Source organism: Candidatus Binataceae bacterium (assembly GCA_035650475.1).
In the GTDB taxonomy this organism is placed as follows: domain Bacteria; phylum Desulfobacterota; class Binatia; order Binatales; family Binataceae; genus JAKAVN01.
On the sequence record DASRHP010000013.1, the window covers coordinates 74,519 to 93,009 of the forward strand.

Here is an 18,491-nt window from a genome sequence, read left to right on the forward strand (position 1 = left end):
CGTCGTCCGCTGTCGCATGCGGCGTAGGCGGTCAGGTTTTGCTGTCGGAACAGCTTTTGCGTGAATTCGCTGAGGTTTGCCGCCGGTTTCCACCACTTCCAGCAACATCCATGCGAAGGCGGCTTCGGCTGGCGCACTGTCATGGGCGATGAACGAACCTCCACAGCCTCGCTCGAGGTTGGAATGGGCTCGGGAACCGCGGCGGGACGCAGCGGGGCAGGCCGGGTCCTTCTCGACTTGCTGCCGGACGCCGCGCTGATTGCCGATCGCAGCGGGACGGTCCTGGCCGCCAACCATAAACTGATTGAGCTGTTTGAGGCCGAAACATCTGAACAGATCGTTGGGCGAAAGCTATTCGCGCTCATCGCACCGGAGCAGATGCACGCAGCGATGGGTGCACCACGGAGCTATGGCAGCTCTGTTCACGCCGTGCTTGATGCAACAACGCTAAAGGGGAATCCGCTCAGTGTTGAAATCTTCGATCTGCCGTTAGTTACGGATTCCGGTCAGCCCGAATGCATCCTGAGCCTCGCGCGCGACGTCAGCGCACGCAAGCGCGCCGAGCGCGAGCAGGCGCTGCTCGCCGCGATCGTGCAGAGCGCCGATGCGGCCATTCTCAGCATCACGTTGGACTTTCGCATCGCGAGCTGGAACGCCGCGGCGGAAAAGCTGTTCGGCTATACGGCCGAGGAAGCCATCGGCCGCCAGCCTACCGAGTTGGTCGTGTTTGCGGCGGACAAGGAGCGCGCTTTCACACAGTTCGCCGCCGACGTCGAAGAGTTTCTTCGGGGCAAGCGCGAGGCGCACTATTTTGAGGAAACGCTGCGCCGCAAAGACGGCGGTCCGCTTCTCGTGTCGTTCATCGTCTCCGGCGTCTATGACGGCAACGCGGAACTCATCGGCGTGTCGGTCATCGTGCGTGACATTACGGAACAGAAACGGGCGGAGAGCGCGCGCGCTCGGCTCGCTACAATCGTGGAAGCTTCCGACGACGCGATAATCGGTGTTACCTCCGACTTCCGCGTTGCGACCTGGAACCGTGGTGCGCAAAAACTGCTGGGCTTCACCGCCGAGGAGGCGATCGGTCAATCGTGCGATATTTTCATACCATCCGACCAACTCGGTCGCGCCCATGCCATGTTCGTTTCGGTCGCCGAGCAACCCGACCATGTGCTGCGGTTCGAGGCGCGGTTGCGGCGCAAGGGCGGGGACGAGGTAGAGGCCTCGGTGGTGGCGGCCGAAGTCCAGGGTGCGGGCGCCGAGATAAGCCAGTCGGTAATCATGCGCGATATCACCGAGCGGCGGCGTGCCGAACGCGAGCAGGCGCTGCTCGCCGCGATTGTCGAGTCCTCCGGCGACGCTATCGTAAGCGTTGCCCTCGACGGCACCATCACGAGTTGGAACCCTGGGGCTGAAAAACTTTTCGGTTTCACCGCCGGTGAGGCGGTCGGGAAACCACTGACCATTTTTGTTCCAGCCGATCAACAGGAGCGTACCGCGCGCGTGATTGAAGAGCTCCGGACCCACCCCGGGCGCGCAATCAGCTTCGAGGCGCCCAATCTCAGGAAGGACGGCAGTCGGATCGAAACCGCGATGACGGTTTTCGGCACCTACGGCCGCGACGGCAGGTTGCTCGGCATTGCCTCAATCCATCGCGACGCCACCGAGCGGCGGCGTGCCGAACGCGAGCGGGCCCTGCTTGCCGCGATCGTTGAGTCCTCTGAGGACGCCATCATCAGCATCGACACCGAGCTGCGCATCACGAGCTGGAACAAGGGCGCCCAAAGGCTGTTCGGATTCACCGCCGAGGAAGCGCTCGGCCGGCCCTTCACGCTGTTCGTCCAGCCCGAGCGGCGCCAGTATGCCGTCGAGGGCGCTCGACGGAGCCAACGCGGCCTCGTCGAGGTAACCGGACTGGAAGTGAACTGCCAACGCAAAGACGGCAGCGTAATCGAGGTCTCAATCACCGCCTCGCCCGTCTACGGCCCCGGCGGCGAGGTGATCGGCCAGTCGGCGATCATGCACGACATAACCGAGCGCAAGCGCGCCGAGCGCGCCCTAATTGCCGCGCAGCGCGAGCTGCGCGCACGGCTCAACCAGCAGGGGGTGGTCGCCCGTCTGGGCCAGCGCGCACTGGAGCAGATCGATCCGGTCAAGCTGATGGAGGAGGCGGCAGTGTTGCTCGCCGAGACGCTCGGCGTCGAGCGCTCGGCGATTTTCGAGCTTCAGCCGGGGGGCAAGTCGCTGCTGCTGCGCGCGGGCTACGGCTGGGAGGCGGGCGCGATCGGGCAAGCGACGATGGATGCCGACAAGCAGACCTTGGTCGGTTACACGCTGGCGGCCAAGGCGCCAGTGGTAGTGAGCGACTTCGGCGCCGAAACCCGCTTCCACCGCGGCCGGCTGGTTGGCGCCGAGGGCGCGGCCAGCGCGCTGGCGGTGGTGGTCTCCTTCGACGGCGAGCCCTGGGGCGTGCTGGTGGTAGAGAGCAGGGCCACGCGTGAGTTCAACCACGACGACGTCAACTTCGTCCAGGCGCTCGCCCATATTCTCGCCGAGGCGCTGGTCCGCCAGCGCGCCGAGCAGGAGCTGCGCGCCGCGCGCGACGCCGCACTGGAGTCGGCGCGCGCCAAGTCGGCCTTCCTTGCCGCGATGAGCCACGAGATTCGCACTCCGCTCAACTCGATCGTCGGCCTTATCGGTCTGCTACTCGACACCCCGCTTACGGCCGAGCAGCGCGACTTTATGCAGAATATCCTCGCCAGCAGCGATGCCCTGCTCAGCATCATCAACAACGTGCTCGACTTCTCGCGGCTCTCGGCCGGCAAGGTCGTGCTCGAGGAAATCGAATTCGACCCGCGCGCGGTAACCGAAGGCGCGGCCGACATGGTGGCCGAGACGGCGCAGCGCAAGGGGTTGGAGCTTGCGGTCTCGATCGATGAGCGGGTTCCCGCCCGGCTGCGCGGCGACCCTGCGCGTCTGCGCCAGATCCTGATCAACTTGCTCGGCAATGCGGTCAAGTTCACCGAGAAAGGGGAAGTCGTGGTGCGGGTGAGCCTGGAGAGCGAAACCGACACCACCGCGCATCTGCGCTTTTCGGTCACCGACACCGGCATCGGCATCTCCGAGGAGATGCAGCGCATCCTGTTTCGGCCCTTCTCGCAGGCGGACACTTCAACCACGCGCAAGTACGGCGGCACCGGGCTCGGCCTTGCGATCTCTTCGCAGCTGGCCGAGCAGATGGGCGGCAAGATCGGGGTGAGCAGCCGCCCCGGCCAGGGATCGACTTTCTGGTTCACCGCCGACTTCGCAAAGACGGCGGCAAGCGAGACCCCTCAGAGCGGCGAGCGCGAGCTCGAGGGCCTGCACGTCCTGATCGTGGACGACAACGCGACCAACCGCTGGATTCTCAGGCATCACGTCGAGTCATGGGGAATGCGAGCCGACGCGGTGGCAAGCGGTGCCGAAGCACTCGACCTTGTCCGCGACCGCGCGGCCAGTGACCCTTACGCAATCGTCCTGCTCGATTACTTCATGCCCGAGATGGACGGGCTCGAGCTCGCCAATCGCATCAAGGCCGACCCCGCCAACGCCGACGTGCATCTGGTGATAATGTCTTCGGCGGGGCGGCCGCGCGAGTTCGGCGCCCGCGCGACGCCGATCGAAGCCTGGCTAACCAAGCCAGTCAAATCGGGGCAGCTCTTTAAGTGCCTCACCGCGCTCCCGCCCCACGACGGTGAGCGGCCCAGGCGTGCACCTGCGCCGGCCACGCTCACGCCCGCCGAACGTGCGTCTGCAGCGGTCGCGCCGGCCAAGGCGGCGGAGACCGCTGCTCCCGCGGGCGGCCGCATCCTGCTGGTCGAGGACAATCCGATCAACCAAAAAGTGACGCTCGCTCAGCTGAAGCGGCTCGGCTACGAGGCCGACGGCGCCTCCAACGGGCGCGAGGCGCTCCAGGCCATCGAAAGGACGGCCTACGACGCGGTCCTGATGGATTGCCAGATGCCCGAGATGGACGGTTATGAGGCGACTCGCGAGCTGCGCCGGCGTGAGGCGGGTAAGCGCCATACGGTGGTCATAGCGATGACCGCCTATGGCTTGGCAGGGGACCGCGAAAAGTGCCTGGCTGCCGGGATGGACGACTACATCGCCAAACCGGTGCGCAAGGAGCAACTTGCCCAAATACTTCAACGCTGGCTTGCTCCCAAGCCGCAGTCTGCGGTGGCGACCCCGGCCGCTCCGGCCGGCGCACCCGGCGCCGACGGCGAGGCGCTGTTCGACGTCGCGGTGCTTGGCGCGCTGCGCGGCGAAGGTAAAGAGTTTTTCACTGAACTCACCGAGATGTTCAACGCCGAAGTGCCAGCGTCGCTCGGCCAGCTCGCCGAGGCGTTCGCCAAGGGCGACGCCGGGGCAGTAGCGACTGTCGCATACCGGATCAAGGGGGCGGCGGCGATCTTCGGGGCGCGCCGGATGCAGGAGCAGGCCGCTGCGATCGAACAGACGGCGCGCGCGGGTTCGATGGAGTTGGCAGCCACCATGATGGAAGAGCTGCGCGCCGAGTTCGAACGGGTGCGGGCGGTCCTTCAGTCCGAGTGCGCCAAGCCCGCTACGCCGACCGACGCGGCGCAATCAAACTGAGGACTGAGCGCTGCCGCGAGCCGATTTGCGGCCGCGGAGCGGCAGGCAGCAGCGTGCCCGGCGCATCCGCCCTCGCGAGGGTGCGCCGGGGCACATCGTTTCTCCAGTTGGACTCTGCGCGATCGTAGGACCGCGCCGCCCCCGGTCACTTGCCGCCGGCGGTCGCGCCGTGACGGCGGCTGATGCCGTTGTCGTGGTTGAACAGAAGCCCAGCGGCCAACAGGCCCACCCCGAGCATCGTGAGCAGCACGAGCAGAAACGGCGGTGCCACTCCGAGCCGGACGAAGAAGCCGAAACTGATTACGAAGGCAAGCATCACGGCCCCTAAGACCACGGCGATGTTTGCGTATCGAGCGCCTTCCATCTGAAGATTCTCCCTTTTCGAAAGGATTCTGTAATCGTGTTGAGAGCACGCGCTGTGCCAGCGCGGCGCAGCCACGTACCGCTCGTCAAGCTAGCGGTGGACTGCACCAATGTGCCTGTCATTGCTCGTCGATGGTTCGCAGACGCCCCGTTGTTCGCATCACCGCGGTGATGCGGGTCCGTCCGTCGCGGAATCGCTCAGCAACGCGAACGCCTGTGTCTGAGACACTTGGGCCGTCTCACGCTGCGGCATTCGGGCTGCGCTTTGGAGCAAACGGAAGCTGGGAGCGGAAGTGCGATGCAGGCGCGATGAAAATGCGCGCGCTACGCGATGTGGCAGGGGCAATGGCAGGCGCTGCTCGCGCATCGCCCGTGCCCGCCTGTGACACATTCGATCGTGCGCGCCGCGGGTTCGCCCACGGCCGCCCTTTCTCCTGCCGACGGGTAATTCGATGAGAAGAGCCTACCCACCAGCCTGGCCGAACGGCGCGCCCACTGCGAGGTCGATAGTCGCGGCGGCAACGCTCTAAGCCAAGTCCTCAGGTCCGAGGCTTCGTCGGCGCTGGCGGCCGAAGGCGGGTTGGGGATCGCATTAGCTCGAAGATCGCGATCTCTCATGGAGCCAACTCTACGCTATTCAGGTCAGCAACGAAACCAAATTTCATCGCGCACTGATCCTGATGTCAACAATGCGTGTCATCAAAACGTGTGCGCGACCGCCAATGCCACGCGACCTTAAGCCTGGGTCGTCAAAAGTTGTGCATAGAAGAGCATGACGCGGCGTCCGCTGAATTACCGCGCAATATGCTTCCCAAATCGGCGCGGGGGCTCGGCTGTCGTGCGTGCGTTCTTGAAACGCATGCCGGGGGTCCCCCTCTTAACGAACTAACGCCCCCAGCATGCTTCCAAGATCCGTCGCCGGCGACATCGATCACGGAGCGCCACTCCGGCAGAGCAAAAACGTTGCCGACGAAGGGGCCAGCTAGTCGCAGTCTGAAATTCCGTAGTTTGCGTGGGCGATTCGTTGCGCCGCGGTCGTCCTCGCCAGATGAGGCGCTAATGTCGGTTTGCGCTCAGCCGATAACTTTTCGTCGAAGTGCCAATCAAACTTAGCGCAATTGTTGCACAGGCTGGTCTGCGCCTGTGCAACGCCGGCAGGGGCGGACCAAACACGGCGGCGGGGCCGGACCAAACCTAGCGCGCGATGGCGGCGCCGAGTTTGCGCACGGGGGGCCGGCCGTTGAGCGCCAACCGCCGAATGAACGGCGCAAGCTCCAGCTCGGGGATTACATGGTCAACCGCCCCGGTTGCGATCGCCGCCGCCGGCATCGCGCCGTACGCCAGCCCTTCGGGCGAAAGCGCGATGGTCAGGCCCCCCATCTGATGCACCACGCGTATTCCATCGGCGCCGTCCTGCCCGGCGCCACAGAGGATGATCGCTGCCAGGTGGCGCCCGAAGGCCTGTGCGGCTGAACGGAACAGCACGTCGATCGATGGTTTGGCAAAGTGTTCCGGGGGTTGGTCGCTCAGCGCCAGCCGCCGCCGTTCGACCGTAAGGTGCGCGTTGGGAGTCGCGATGTAAGCATAGCCGAGATAAAGTGGCGCGCCCTGCATGCCGGGGGCGATGTGCATCCCCGAATGGCGAGCCAAGATGGCCGGAAGGACGCTGGGGCCGGTGCGTCCAAGATGCTGGACGACGACCAGCGTGACCGGCAGCTCGGCGTCCAGCTGCGGCATCAGGTCGGTGAGCACTCCGAGGCCGCCAGCTGAGGCGCCGATGACGATAATGTCGATACGCCGGCGCTCCCAGCGTCGAAGCTGCTCGACGATGACCTCGCTTAATCGGTCCATCGTCGCATTGACGAATATCGCTGATTCCGTCTTGCTGCCGGTAGGGAGGAAGGCTTCCAGCGTGCGCCGCCAGATATCCATTACGTCGCGCGCCTCGCGCTCGGAAGCGCCCGCCAGCGCGCCCGCGACCACCTGCTTGCGCGCGCCCGCGGTCAGCGGCGCGAGCGCGCCGCTGTACAGCGAGGCCAGGAACAATTCGAGGAAGCTTGACGACTCGCTGTGCAGGCGATCGGGCGCCGAGCGGCGACGAATGTCGGGCAGTCCGCTGCCGATCGCGCTGGCGATAAGCAGATGCTGGTTCTGGCGCAGAAACTCGCCCAGGTCCGGCGGCGGCGAGTAAAAGCTGTGTACGGGATGTCGGCCGAGCCTTTCTTTCACGGGTCCGCCTCGCTTCGGGAATGCCTCTGTGGGCGGCCGCCGCCCGGGGACCTCTGTATGCCGCCCGTCCGCGCCGGACGTTGCAGCACCGACAGACCGCTTCTATGATTAGGCAGCCTTGAGCCTTTGGGGGGGCGCTCGCAGCCGCCGTGGCAGTAAAGACTAGCACATTGCCCCGCACTGAAGTGCAACAGGTGCTCAACCTGCTGCGGCAAGCCCGCAACCTCGATTTCAGCGGCTACAAGCGTTCGACCCTCCACCGCCGCATCGAGCATCGGATGCGCGAGCGGCGCTGCGTCAAGGTCGAGGACTACTGCGAGATTCTGCAGCGCGAGCCGGCTGAGGCCGACGCGCTGGTTTCCGCCCTCTTGATCAAGGTGACCGAGTTCTTCCGCGATCCGCCCTTATGGGAGAAGCTGCGCAAGCACGTCTTGCCCGAATTGCTGGCCCGTGCCGCCGCCAACGGCGAGATGCGAGTGTGGAGCGCGGGCTGCGCTACCGGCGAAGAGGCGTATTCGATCGCGATGGTGTTGGCCGAACTGACGGCGGCGAACAGCGCCAGCGTGCCCTTCCGGATCTTCGGCACCGACCGCGACGCCGGCGCGATCGCGACCGCGCGGCGGGGAGTGTACACCCAGCAGCAGATCCGTACTCTGCCCGCGCGCCTGCTCGAGCGCTGGTTCGAGCGGGTGCCGGAGGGCTACCTGGTGCGCAAGGACCTGCGCCGCTACCTGGTCTTCGGCGTCCACGACGTCGTCAACGACGCGCCCATCTCGCGTCTGGACCTGATCCTGTGCCGCAACCTGTTTATCTACCTTGACGCCGCCGCGCAGCGGCGCGCGCTGCTCCATTTCCATCACGGACTCAAGCATGATGGCGTTCTGGTACTGGGTAAGTCGGAGCTGATCCCGTTTGCCGAGAAGCTGTTCGCGCCGGCTGATCTGCCCTCGCGGATCTACCGCAAGCTTGCCTATCAGGCGCGACAGGCGGAGTATCCGTTTACCCTGCCGGCCGCGCCGCGCGAGCCGGCGGCCAAGGAGAAATTGCCGATTCTGCCGCCCGCAATTACGCCGTTCTACCGCGACGCGCTGATGGCGCTCGACGTTGCGGTGGTGGTGCTCAACAGGGACGGCGTGGTCACGGTGTGGAACGAGGCCGCCGCCCGCTTGTGGGGTCGGCGCGAGTCCGACGTTATTGGCCGTCCGTTGAGCGAGGTTAAATGGGAGGACAACAGCGCGGGGCAGCGTCTGCTCGAGCGCGCGGCCACAATGCGCGCGGTGCGCGGTCATGTCGCCCAGGAGACGTTCACTCTGGACGGCGAACGTCCACGCACTATCCGGCTCGAAATCAGCCCGCTACGCAGCGGCGAGCATCAAGAGCCCAATGGCTTCGTTTTCATGGCGCGCGACATCACGGACCTCCAGGACGCACTCTCGGGCCTGCGCCAGGCCGAGGAGCGTCAGCGCGAGGCTACCTCCAAGTACCAGGCGGCGATCGACGAACTGCAATCGACCAACGAGGAGCTCGAAACCACCAACGAGGAACTGCAGTCGGCCAACGAAGAGCTCCAGACCACCAACGAGGAACTGCAATCGACCAACGAGGAACTGGAGACCATCAACGAAGAGCTCCAATCCACTAACGCCAGCCTCGACGCGGTCAACACCGAGCTGGCTGCGCGCACTGAAGAGCTCAATCGGGTCAACCTTGCCCAGCGCGCGATGATTCGCGCGCTCTCTGCGGCGATCGTGGGGGTTGACAGCCAGGGCCAGATCACGATCTGGAACCCGGCGGCCGAGCGGATGCTCAACCGCAGTGAGGAGCAGCTACGCAATCACAATCTCCAGCGGCTGTCGCTGGCGCCACTGCCGCGTGCGGTCGCCGCGCGGATCAAGCGTGCGCTGTTGCGCAAGGCCGCGCTCAATATCGAAGGCTTCGATTGCAGGCTCAACGGCCGCAACGTCAAACTGCGGTGCAGCCTGATACCCCTGAGCAACCAGGAGGCGCATTACGGAGCGATGCTGATTCTGGAGCCTGCGCGCAACCAGCTGGCGGCAGAGTCCGCCCAGCGGCGCAAGCGCGTATAGCGACCGGCGGGAACTGGACCCGTGGCGGTCGCGCGCGGCAGAGCGAGCAAACAGAACCAATGGCCGGAGGGCGAGCGCCAGCGCTGGCCGCAGCCTGCCTGGCCGCGGATGATTCGCCAGATTCCGCGCCTGCGCGATCTTCCGGCCGCCACGCTCGATACCCTGGGGCGCGAGCTCGAATTCCGCATTATCGCGCCGCGTCAGGTCCTGTTCTTCGAAAACGAAATTACCTACGACGTCTATATCGTCCTGAGCGGGCTTGCCACGATGACTTACCTGGACGCGCGTGCGCGGCGCGTCCTGCTCGAAGTCTTGGGGCCGGGCGACCTCGTGGGCGACCTGCCGTTCATGCCCGAGCCCCTGCGCGGACGGCTGCGCTGCGACGCTTTGCACGAGTGCGCGATGGGCAAGATCGACTGCCGGCGGCTGGTCGAGATCCTCTTCGGGATGCCGTTTGAGCGGCTGGCGCACGCCAGCGCCTTTCTCTTTGGCGCCTGGCCGGAGCGGCTCGCGCGCGCCGCGCTGGTGCGCGGCTGGCCGCTGCGCGAGCGCCTGCTGGGCACGATTTCCTATGTGGCGCGCAGGTTCGGGGTGCAGGATGAAACCGGCAGCATCGTAAACCTGCCGCTTACCCATGCCGACCTTGCCGACCTCGTGGGCGCATCGCGCCCCAAGGTTTCCCATCACATGCGTCTGCTCGAGAAGCAGGGGCTGCTCGTCCATGAACGCCACCGCATAATCCTGCCTTCGTCCGCAAAGCCGGCTACCGGGCACTCCGGCGGCGCACCCTCACGCTCCTAGCATCCAGACTTTTCGCTGTCCTATTTCTGTCAGATTGTTACAAAATTGTTTTGTAACGTTTTGACACACGAGAGCTTCCGTTTTTCATTGAATGTCACACCGCTATAAGTAGGTGACAGCACCCGAGGTGACTCACCAAAGTGACGGAAGTAATTAGAGTATCGATGTGATACCGATCCAGCTTCCTTGCAGGGGCGGTGCGGCGTGAACTCCCCATCGCGACGTGCCGCCCCTATTTGTCCCGGCTTCAACCGCGTGCCCGGGGGGAAGCCAGAAAGAGTTATTGGGGGGAAGGTCACAAAAGGGGTGAGAGCTGCCCGGTGCCGGGCGACGGTCGGCCGTGCATGACTAGCAAGGGCCGATCGAGTATGCGCCGGCGAACCCGGGTCGCAGGGCGGTAAATCCGTTAAGCGCGTCATGCCTTATCAGGCATATTTCAATTCGGCCTCTGAGGGCTTAATCATCGTCGATCGCGAGGGGCGCATCGTCGATCTTAACGCCGCTTGCGAGCGGATGTTCGCGTACTCGCGCGACGAGCTTATCGGGCAACCGATCGAGCTCCTGGTGCCCGAGCCTTCGCGCCGACAGCACTGCAGCCATCGCCAGGACTTCTTTCGCGCGCCGCGCAGCCGGCCGATGGGAATCGGGCTCAATCTTGCTGCGCGCCGCAAAGATGGCAGCGAATTTCCGGTGGAAGTCAGCCTGACCTACACGCAGGAAATAGTGCGCGGCGGCTTGGTGGTGGCCGCGCTGACCGACATCACCGAGCGCCTTGCGCTCGAGCGCGAGGCGCGGCGGGCGGAAACCCTGGCCTCGCTAGGGACGATGGCGGTGGGCATCGCGCACGACCTCAACAACCCGCTCAGCGTGATACTCGCCCGCGCCGAACTCCTGTTGGCGACGCCGCCGGAGGCGCTGGGACGCGCGCAGATCGAGGACGATCTCGTGGTGATCCGGCGGCAGGCTGAGCGGGCCGCGCGTATCGTAGAGCAGTTTCTCGAGCTCGCGCGGGCGGGCTCGAGGTCGCCCGCGCCGCTCAACCTCAACCACCTGGTCGAGCGCGTTTTGCTCCTGTTTGGCGAACAGCTACGCAAGGGCGGCATCGATGTCCGTGCCGACCTCGACTGGGGCCTGCCCGCGGTGCTTGGCGACGCGGTGGCGCTCGAGCGCGTACTGATCAATTTGCTGAGCAACGCGCGCGACGCGATCGCCGGTCAGGGCACGGTCAGGATCACGACGCGGTTTGCCCATGAGCCTTCAGGTTGGTTGTGCCTTAGCGTGGCCGACGACGGTGACGGAATCGAGGCCGCAGCGTTGCCGAAGATCTTCGACCTGCTATATACGACCAAGCCCGGCGGAAGCGGACTCGGCCTGTGGCTGAGCCGGCGTATCGTGCAGGAGCACAATGGCATGCTCGAAGCCGACTCGGATGTCGGAGGCGGCACGACCTTTACGATCAAACTTCCCTTCATCGAGGTTGCCGCCCATCCATGAGCGCGCATCTGGGGCCGAGGGTTCCTCGCCCACAAGCGAATCGCCACGCATCCGCGGCGAACAAACGTGCGGTTGGCATCGCTCCCGCCGCTAGTTACGCTGCATTTGTCGCATAACTCGCCCGTCGCACGACCAGTCCCAACATAACCAGCATTGCGATCGGCCCGATCGGCATCAGAACGAACAGGAATAGCGCCAGGAAGCAGCCGAGCAGGGCGAGGCGTTCGCCCGGCAGGAAGCCACTGGCCAAGGCGTCGGCGACGATGAATGCGGCCGGCACTGACAGCGCCGTCAAATCGTAGATCAGCACGTAAGGCGACGCGATCAGAACTGCAAGCCCGAACGCCGCGGCCTTGAGTTGATAAGGCCCGGGTCGCATCCAGAGCCAGCAGGCGAGCGCCGCCGCCGGAACCGCCACTGCCAGATGCACGCTCCAAGAGACGATGACTCCGGCTCCTGCCCAATGCATCAGGCCGAAGACGGTCTGGTTCATGGCTTCGAGCGTGTAATTGGGCAGGAAGGTGGCCGGATTGTGGGCTTGTAACGAGCGCGCAAAGAGAACCCATGCATCGGCGCCGAACAGAAAAGCGGCCGCCGCAGCCAACAACGATGCGCTCGCAATAGCACCCGCAATCACGCCCCATTGTCGCGTTACCAACAAGGCGACAGAGAAGAAAACTCCGAATTGCGGCTTGTATGTCAGAAGTCCGAGCAATACGCCGGACAGGTAAGGCCGGCGTTGCATGAAGACCAGCGAGAAACCGAGCAGGCCGGCGGTCAGAAAGGCGGTCTGGCCAACAAAGACATTCATAATGACCGCACAGGGCAGCAGCGCCAACACTATCGACAGCGTGCACGGTAGAATCGCGTAGATGGCCGCCAAATATACGCAGAGAGTTGCGCCGATCCAGACCAGGAACGCGGCCGCGTAAGGCAGCAGCGCGAGCGGCGCAGCCGCTAGCAGCAGCGTCGGCGGATATACCCAGTACTGATAGAGAGCGGCGCTGGCAGGAGCTTTCCCGATCAGCGATGCCTGGGCGGAGGAAAAAAGCGAATGGTTGAACACGCCGGCGGCGTTGTGCGCGAGCGCAAATCGGCCGCCCATCCATATCCATACGAAATCGAGGAGAACCGGCCAACCCTCGCGATCGATCATCCACTTGCCGGCGACGAAGCGGATGGCGAACGCGGCCACGTAAGCCACGAGGAAAGCCATCCCGCACAGCGACAGCCGACGTTCGCTGAAGATCAGGTCCTCGAGATTCGATAGACTCGAAACTGACGCTGGGCAGGGTACTTCGGGTGACGCTGGAATAGCTCGGTTGCGTTTTTCGGTGGTCAACCGTCCAATCTCCGGGTCATGCTTACGCCATAGGGTCCGCGCCGGGCAGCCCGAGGATGAACTGCCCGTAGTTCTCGTACGACGAGTCGTTGACGATCAGATGCGTGCTCGCGGTCTGGAGATCGCGCAGGCATCGTTGCAAGAGGCTGCCGAGGCGGACCGCGCTGCCCGCGCCATAGCGGAAGGCCGCCGTGGTTACCTCAAGCGCGAGGTCCATCACGAACGCGCCGGCCGCGCGAAGCTCGGCGAGCATCGGCGGCTCGGCGGCGGGCCGCGCGCTGATGGTTGCCCACGATTTCTCCAGCGTTTCGAGCATCATCGCGCGCGCCGCACGCAGGCGCAGCTCGCTCTCCGCGATCGCGCGCTGGAACACCGCCCGTCCCGCCAGGGGTACCGATTTCGTGTAGCCGCGCGCCTTTGAGCGCGCCAGCGCGATCACCTCGTCCAGCGCGCGGCGTGCCACACCGAGCGCGAAGGCGGGTGCCTCGGGCGCGACGTAGCCGAGGAAGGTCAGGCCATACATCGGACCGCCGCGCACGGGCTTCGCCATGGCGTCGTGGGTGAAGTCCTGCGGGACGAAAAGATCTGTGACCGAAAAGTCGCAACTGCCCGTGCCCTTGAGCCCCATCACGTGCCAGTTGTCGTGGATTTGTCCGTCCTTCACCGGCACCACGCAGACGCGGAACTCGCGCGGGCAGCCACGCCCTTCGCGCACGACCTCGCCGCGCATGCTGATGTAATCCGAATGGCGGATTCCGCTCGCCCACGAGCAGCGCCCGCTCAGGCGGTAGCCGCCCTCGACCGGCACCATCGTCGCGCCCGGGGTGAGCGAGGCGGCGAAGTTCGGGATCCGTCCGCCGGCAAAGATCTTCGCGATTGCCGAGTCGGGCAGGAATGCGGCCGGCATCCCGGCCGACGCCGCGCCGATAAACAGGCACCATCCGGCGGACGGGTCGATGTAGGAGGCGGCCTCGAAGACCTCGAACTGCGTCATCGGGTCGGCTTCGGCGCCGCCGAGCACTGCAGGCAGCTTAAGCGCGAGCAGTCCCGAATCTCGCAGCGCCGCGACGGAGGCGGCCGGCAGCGTGCGCATTTCCTCCGCTTCGTCCGCGTGCGCCTCCAGCACGCCGCGCACGTTCTCAACCGCGCGGAGCAAGGCGCGGCGTTTCTCTTCACGATCCTGCGGAAATTCCACGTTTGCCTCCCGGTCGACGGCCGCGCAGGCGCCCGCGTCTACTGCGGAAAGATCCGTTTTCAGGTTACGCAGGTCAACAGCGGCGTCGTCGCGAAACACGCGTTTGGAGGCGCGAACAGACAAGTTGAATTGCCTGCGCGCTGTCCATAGAGTCAAAGAACGGCTGCTTATGCCATAGCTGGAGGACAGCAGCGATGCGGACCGAAGTGAACAGGGCGGTGTGGACGTGCGGCGGTAAGCTCGCGGCTGCCTTGGGATTTGCGGTCGTGGCGGCGGTCCTTGTCACACCGACCGGAGACGCCGCGCAAGTTACACCCGCGGCCACCGCGACTCCCGCGGCGGCCAGGCCGGCCACCCCTTCGGCCAAGCCCACCGAGCACGTCAAAAAGCCGGAGCGGGTCATTCCAGTCAGCATGACCAAGGGCGAAACCTACACGATCAACGGCGTCGCCGAAGACGGCAGCCCAGGCATCAAGGTAATGGAGAATCCCAACGCGTTGGTCGTGCGCACCGACGCGCCGGGACGGATCGTGCTGGTCGGCGCCGACAGCGGCACCTGGCGGCTCAGCGTCACGCTCGCCAGCGGCGAGAAGGTAATCTACGAGATTACCGTGAGGGCGATCGCGCCGGCGCAGGGATCGCTGGAACCCGGCGCCGCTCCGACCGTGATGCAGTGACCGTTGCAGCGGAAGGTTCAGTCGGTCGACCCTCGAGGTTATGGTCCAAGGATCTCCTGGCCGGCTCGGGCATTGAGTTCGCCGATCGCGGAATGCATGAGCTGAAAGGCATTTCCGGAGAATGGCGGCTATACGCGGCGAAGGCGAATGATCAGCTCACCGCCTCGTATCCGGGAAATCGGCAATATGCTCGCGCGTTAGGCAGAACATAGCCCGTCAGGTAAGCCCGATTCCGCATGATGCAGTTTCAGCGGTCTGTCACCTGCGCAGCATCCATCCGTTCCCGCCGCTGGCGCGCAGGTTTGGCCGAGCTCGCTCGCGCGACATGGAAGCTTCTCAACGCGATCCCGCCGCTGCGAACGAGTTACGTCGGTTCGAGAAGAAAAGCGGCGGTGCGGAATTAGTCTGTTCTCCGCCAGCGTCGCCCGCATCGCACGATGTCACTCACTTGGTGGGCGGTGCAGGTTTCGAACCTGCGACCCCCGGCTTGTAAGGCCGATGCTCTACCGCTGAGCTAACCGCCCACACCCGACGATTCAGTGTCCGGGCCCGTTCACCGAAGGGAAGGAGGAGGGAGCCGCAACCTCCCGAGGTAAAAGGCGCTGAGAACCGCCCGATCGCCATCGACGCAAAACACCGAAATCCTGGAGCACAGCCGCGCCTTACCGTAGTTTCGTCCATCCCCCTAACTGTCACGCGAAAAGGCGCCGCGCACCTTCGACGGTCCGCGGCGCCTTTCAAGCCAAACGGTCGGTGCCCGCTCAGGCGCCCGGGGCGCCCGGCGCGCTCGCCTGCGGGCCGCCGCCCATCATGCCCTCGTTGAGCGAATCCTTGAGTTGCTTGCCGGCCCTGAACTTGGCCGAACGGCTGGCCGAGATCTGGATCGATTCGCCGGTCTTCGGATTGCGGCCGACGCGCGGGGCGCGCGTGGAAACCGAAAACGTCCCGAAGCCCGAGATGTTAACCCGGTCGCCCTGCTTGAGCGCAACGACGATGTCGTCGAGCAAAATGTTGACCGCCTTCTCGGCTTCGGCCTTGTTCAGGTTGAGCTTGCTGGCGAGCCCTTCGATAAGTTCGGCCTTCGTCATTTACCCGCTCCGGCCGCAATCGGCCTTGCTGGTTGGGCTGCGGCGGCGCACAGGCTGCGCGCGGCGCCTCTGGTTATGCTTTCCCTCACGACAGGTTCGGCGACGGGGCGCTGGTGTCGCGCTCATCGTCCTCGTCCGACAGGTCCTCTTTGCTCTCCGGCTCGGCGCCGAAGTCGAGCGTCGGCTTGGGTTTGAAGAACGCCTCGGGGTCGGCGAGCACCAGCGCGTGGCGCAGGACCTCGTCCATGTGCTCGACCTGGACCAGCGCGATGTTCTTGAGGATCTGCTGCGGAATCTCCTCGACGTCCTTGGCGTTTTCCTTCGGAATCAGCACGGTCTTGATACCGCCGCGATGGGCCGCAAGCACCTTTTCCTTGAGCCCGCCGATCGGCAGCACCCGCCCGCGCAGCGTGATCTCGCCGGTCATCGCGACGTCGTTGCGCACCGTGACCCGGCACAGCGCCGAAACCAGCGCGGTTGCCAGCGTGATGCCGGCCGAAGGGCCGTCCTTGGGCGTGGCGCCCTCGGGGATATGAATGTGAATGTCGATCTTCTGGTAGAAGTTCGGCGCCAGCCCCAGCGCCTCGGCGCGCGAGCGCACGTACGACATCGCGGCCTGCGCGCTCTCCTGCATGATCTCGCCGAGCTGGCCGGTGACGGTCAACTTGCCGCGGCCGGGGACGATGGTGACTTCGACGTTGAGCAGCTCGCCGCCCATTTCGGTCCACGCCAACCCCGTTGCCACGCCCACCTGGGGCTCGGTCTCGGCCATCCCGTAGCGGAAGCGCGGCGGCCCGAGGTACTTGGCCAGGCTGGAGGCCGACACCTTGACCCGCGCGCTGCGGTCGGTCTTGACCACCTCGACCGCGACCTTGCGGCAGATCGAGGCGATCTCACGCTCGAGGTTGCGCACGCCGGCCTCGCGCGTGTAGCGGCGGATGATCTGGAGGATCGCCTGGTCGGAGAACTCGATGTTCTCCTCCTTGAGCCCGTTGGCCTCGCGTTGTTTGCGCACGAGGTAGCGCTTGGCGATGTTGAGCTTCTCGGCTTCGGTGTAGCCCGGGATGCGGATGATTTCCATCCGGTCCTGCAACGGGCGCGGGATGCGCTCGAGGGTGTTGGCCGTGGTGACGAACATCACCTTGGAGAGGTCGTAGTCGCAGTCGAGGTAGTGGTCGTTGAAGTTGCAGTTCTGCTCGGGATCGAGCACTTCGAGCAGCGCCGAGGAAGGGTCGCCGCGGAAGTCGGTCGACATCTTGTCAACTTCGTCCAGCAGCATCACCGGATTGCCCGAGCCGGCCTTGCGCATGCACTGGATAATCTTGCCCGGCAGCGCGCCGATGTAGGTGCGGCGATGGCCGCGAATCTCGGCCTCGTCGCGCACGCCGCCCAGCGAGACGCGCACGAACTTGCGCCCGGTCGCGCGCGCGATCGACTTGCCAAGCGAGGTCTTACCGACGCCCGGCGGCCCGACCAGGCAGAGAATCGGCCCCTTGAGCTGGCCGACCAGAGTCTGCACCGCGAGGTACTCAAGGATGCGCTGCTTGACCTTCTCAAGGCCGTAGTGGTCTTCCTCCAGCACGCGCTCGGCTTCCTTGATGTCGAGCTTGTCGGCGGTGTACTCGAACCAGGGCAGGGCGAGGAACCAGTCGAGGTAGTTGCGCACGACGGTCGCCTCGGCCGACATCGGCGACATCATCTTGAGCTTCTTGATCTCGCGCTCGCACTTCTCGCGCGCCTCGGCCGGCATCTTCTTCTGCCGCAGCTTCTCCTCGAGCTCCTGGATCTCGTTCTTGAATTCGTCCTTTTCGCCGAGCTCCTTCTGGATCGCCCGCATCTGCTCGTTGAGGTAGTACTCCTTCTGGGTCTTCTCCATCTGCTTCTTGACCCGGGAGCGGATGCGTTTTTCGACCTCGAGGATTTCCAGCTCGGAGCGCATGTAGCCGAGGATCTTCTCCAGCCGCTCGGCCGGATTCGCGCACTCGAGCAGCGCCTGCTTGTCCTCGAGCTTTATCCCGAGATGCTCGACCAGCTTGTCGGCGAGATAGGCGGGATCGTCAACCGACGCGATCGACGTCACCATCTCGGGCGGAATCTTCTTGTTCAGCCGCACGTAGTTGTCAAAAGTGGCGTTGACCGAGCGGATCAGCGCCTCGACCTCCGCCGTGCGCTCGCAGGTTTCCTCGATGCCCTCGACCTCGACCTGAAAGAAGTCGTCCTCGCTGAGGTAGCGCACGATGCGCGCGCGGCGCTTGCCCTCGAGCAGTGCCTTGACCGTGCCGTCGGGCAGGCGCAGGAGCTGGACCACTACGCCCAGCGTGCCCATTGCGTAGATGTCCTGCGGGCCCGGATCGGAGACCTTGGCGTCCTTCTGGGCCACCAGCAGAATCGGTTGCTTGCGCGCCTCAGCCGCTTCGAGCGCCTTTATCGACTTCTGGCGCCCGACGAAGATCGGGTAGACCTGGTGCGGGAAGACGATCAGTTCGCGCAGCGGCAGGAGCGGAACGATCTCGCCCTGCGACGGGTCGCGGCTGTCTTTCTTGTCGTTGCGAAAAAGCATCGGTTATCGATCCCCAGGAT

General features: G+C 65.0%; 11 protein-coding genes and 1 tRNA gene. 5 read left to right on the top strand and 7 right to left on the bottom strand.

What is annotated here, in order from left to right; genetic code table 11:
* Positions 1 to 183: 183 nt before the first annotated feature.
* Positions 184 to 4,635 carry a PAS domain S-box protein gene (locus VFB33_16890; GenBank protein ID HZO83373.1) on the top strand — a complete coding sequence of 1,484 codons (4,452 nt, stop codon included), beginning with the start codon at positions 184 to 186 and terminating at the stop codon, positions 4,633 to 4,635.
* A 145-nt stretch (positions 4,636 to 4,780) separates the two neighbouring features.
* Here VFB33_16890 and VFB33_16895 read toward each other — a convergent pair whose 3' ends face one another.
* Entirely contained in the window at positions 4,781 to 4,999 is a 219-nt protein-coding gene (locus VFB33_16895; protein ID HZO83374.1) for a hypothetical protein, read from the bottom strand.
* Between the two features lie 1,193 nt (positions 5,000 to 6,192).
* Positions 6,193 to 7,227 carry a chemotaxis protein CheB gene (locus tag VFB33_16900; GenBank protein HZO83375.1) on the bottom strand — a complete coding sequence of 345 codons (1,035 nt, stop codon included), beginning with the start codon at positions 7,225 to 7,227 and terminating at the stop codon, positions 6,193 to 6,195.
* A gap of 194 nt (positions 7,228 to 7,421) precedes the next feature.
* Between VFB33_16900 and VFB33_16905 the strand changes: the two genes are divergently transcribed.
* From VFB33_16905 to VFB33_16915, 3 genes are all read left to right on the top strand, one after another.
* Positions 7,422 to 9,314 carry a CheR family methyltransferase gene (locus tag VFB33_16905; protein HZO83376.1) on the top strand — a complete coding sequence of 631 codons (1,893 nt, stop codon included), beginning with the start codon at positions 7,422 to 7,424 and terminating at the stop codon, positions 9,312 to 9,314.
* Positions 9,315 to 9,335: 21 nt separating this feature from the next.
* Positions 9,336 to 10,115 carry a Crp/Fnr family transcriptional regulator gene (locus tag VFB33_16910; GenBank protein ID HZO83377.1) on the top strand — a complete coding sequence of 260 codons (780 nt, stop codon included), beginning with the start codon at positions 9,336 to 9,338 and terminating at the stop codon, positions 10,113 to 10,115.
* Positions 10,116 to 10,532: 417 nt separating this feature from the next.
* Positions 10,533 to 11,609 carry an ATP-binding protein gene (locus tag VFB33_16915; protein ID HZO83378.1) on the top strand — a complete coding sequence of 359 codons (1,077 nt, stop codon included), beginning with the start codon at positions 10,533 to 10,535 and terminating at the stop codon, positions 11,607 to 11,609.
* 94 nt (positions 11,610 to 11,703) lie between these two features.
* On the opposite strand, the gene VFB33_16920 is transcribed toward VFB33_16915, so the two are convergent.
* Positions 11,704 to 12,951 carry a glycosyltransferase family 87 protein gene (locus tag VFB33_16920; GenBank protein HZO83379.1) on the bottom strand — a complete coding sequence of 416 codons (1,248 nt, stop codon included), beginning with the start codon at positions 12,949 to 12,951 and terminating at the stop codon, positions 11,704 to 11,706.
* A gap of 22 nt (positions 12,952 to 12,973) precedes the next feature.
* Positions 12,974 to 14,146, bottom strand: a complete 1,173-nt coding sequence (locus VFB33_16925; protein HZO83380.1) for an acyl-CoA dehydrogenase family protein — start codon at positions 14,144 to 14,146, stop codon at positions 12,974 to 12,976.
* 194 nt (positions 14,147 to 14,340) lie between these two features.
* On the opposite strand from VFB33_16925, the gene VFB33_16930 reads away from it, so the two are divergent.
* Positions 14,341 to 14,823 carry a hypothetical protein gene (locus tag VFB33_16930; protein ID HZO83381.1) on the top strand — a complete coding sequence of 161 codons (483 nt, stop codon included), beginning with the start codon at positions 14,341 to 14,343 and terminating at the stop codon, positions 14,821 to 14,823.
* A gap of 449 nt (positions 14,824 to 15,272) precedes the next feature.
* Here the strand turns inward: VFB33_16930 and VFB33_16935 are convergent.
* The 3 genes from VFB33_16935 to lon form a co-directional block, all read right to left on the bottom strand.
* A tRNA-Val gene (locus tag VFB33_16935) sits at positions 15,273 to 15,347 on the bottom strand.
* A 237-nt stretch (positions 15,348 to 15,584) separates the two neighbouring features.
* Positions 15,585 to 15,911, bottom strand: a complete 327-nt coding sequence (locus VFB33_16940; GenBank protein ID HZO83382.1) for an HU family DNA-binding protein — start codon at positions 15,909 to 15,911, stop codon at positions 15,585 to 15,587.
* An 85-nt stretch (positions 15,912 to 15,996) separates the two neighbouring features.
* On the bottom strand, positions 15,997 to 18,471 hold the full coding sequence (lon, locus tag VFB33_16945) for an endopeptidase La (GenBank protein ID HZO83383.1): 2,475 nt from the start codon (positions 18,469 to 18,471) through the stop codon (positions 15,997 to 15,999).
* Between the last annotated feature and the right edge of the window lie 20 nt (positions 18,472 to 18,491).

What these genes read in the sequence shown, in the direction of transcription:
- VFB33_16890 (HZO83373.1), top strand. Translation starts at nt 184, where the DNA reads ATGGGCTCGGGAACCGCGGCGGGACGCAGCGGGGCAGGCCGGGTCCTT.
- VFB33_16895 (HZO83374.1), bottom strand. Translation starts at nt 4,999, where the DNA reads ATGGAAGGCGCTCGATACGCAAACATCGCCGTGGTCTTAGGGGCCGTG.
- VFB33_16915 (HZO83378.1), top strand. Translation starts at nt 10,533, where the DNA reads ATGCCTTATCAGGCATATTTCAATTCGGCCTCTGAGGGCTTAATCATC.
- VFB33_16930 (HZO83381.1), top strand. Translation starts at nt 14,341, where the DNA reads ATGCGGACCGAAGTGAACAGGGCGGTGTGGACGTGCGGCGGTAAGCTC.
- VFB33_16940 (HZO83382.1), bottom strand. Translation starts at nt 15,911, where the DNA reads ATGACGAAGGCCGAACTTATCGAAGGGCTCGCCAGCAAGCTCAACCTG.
- lon (HZO83383.1), bottom strand. Translation starts at nt 18,471, where the DNA reads ATGCTTTTTCGCAACGACAAGAAAGACAGCCGCGACCCGTCGCAGGGC.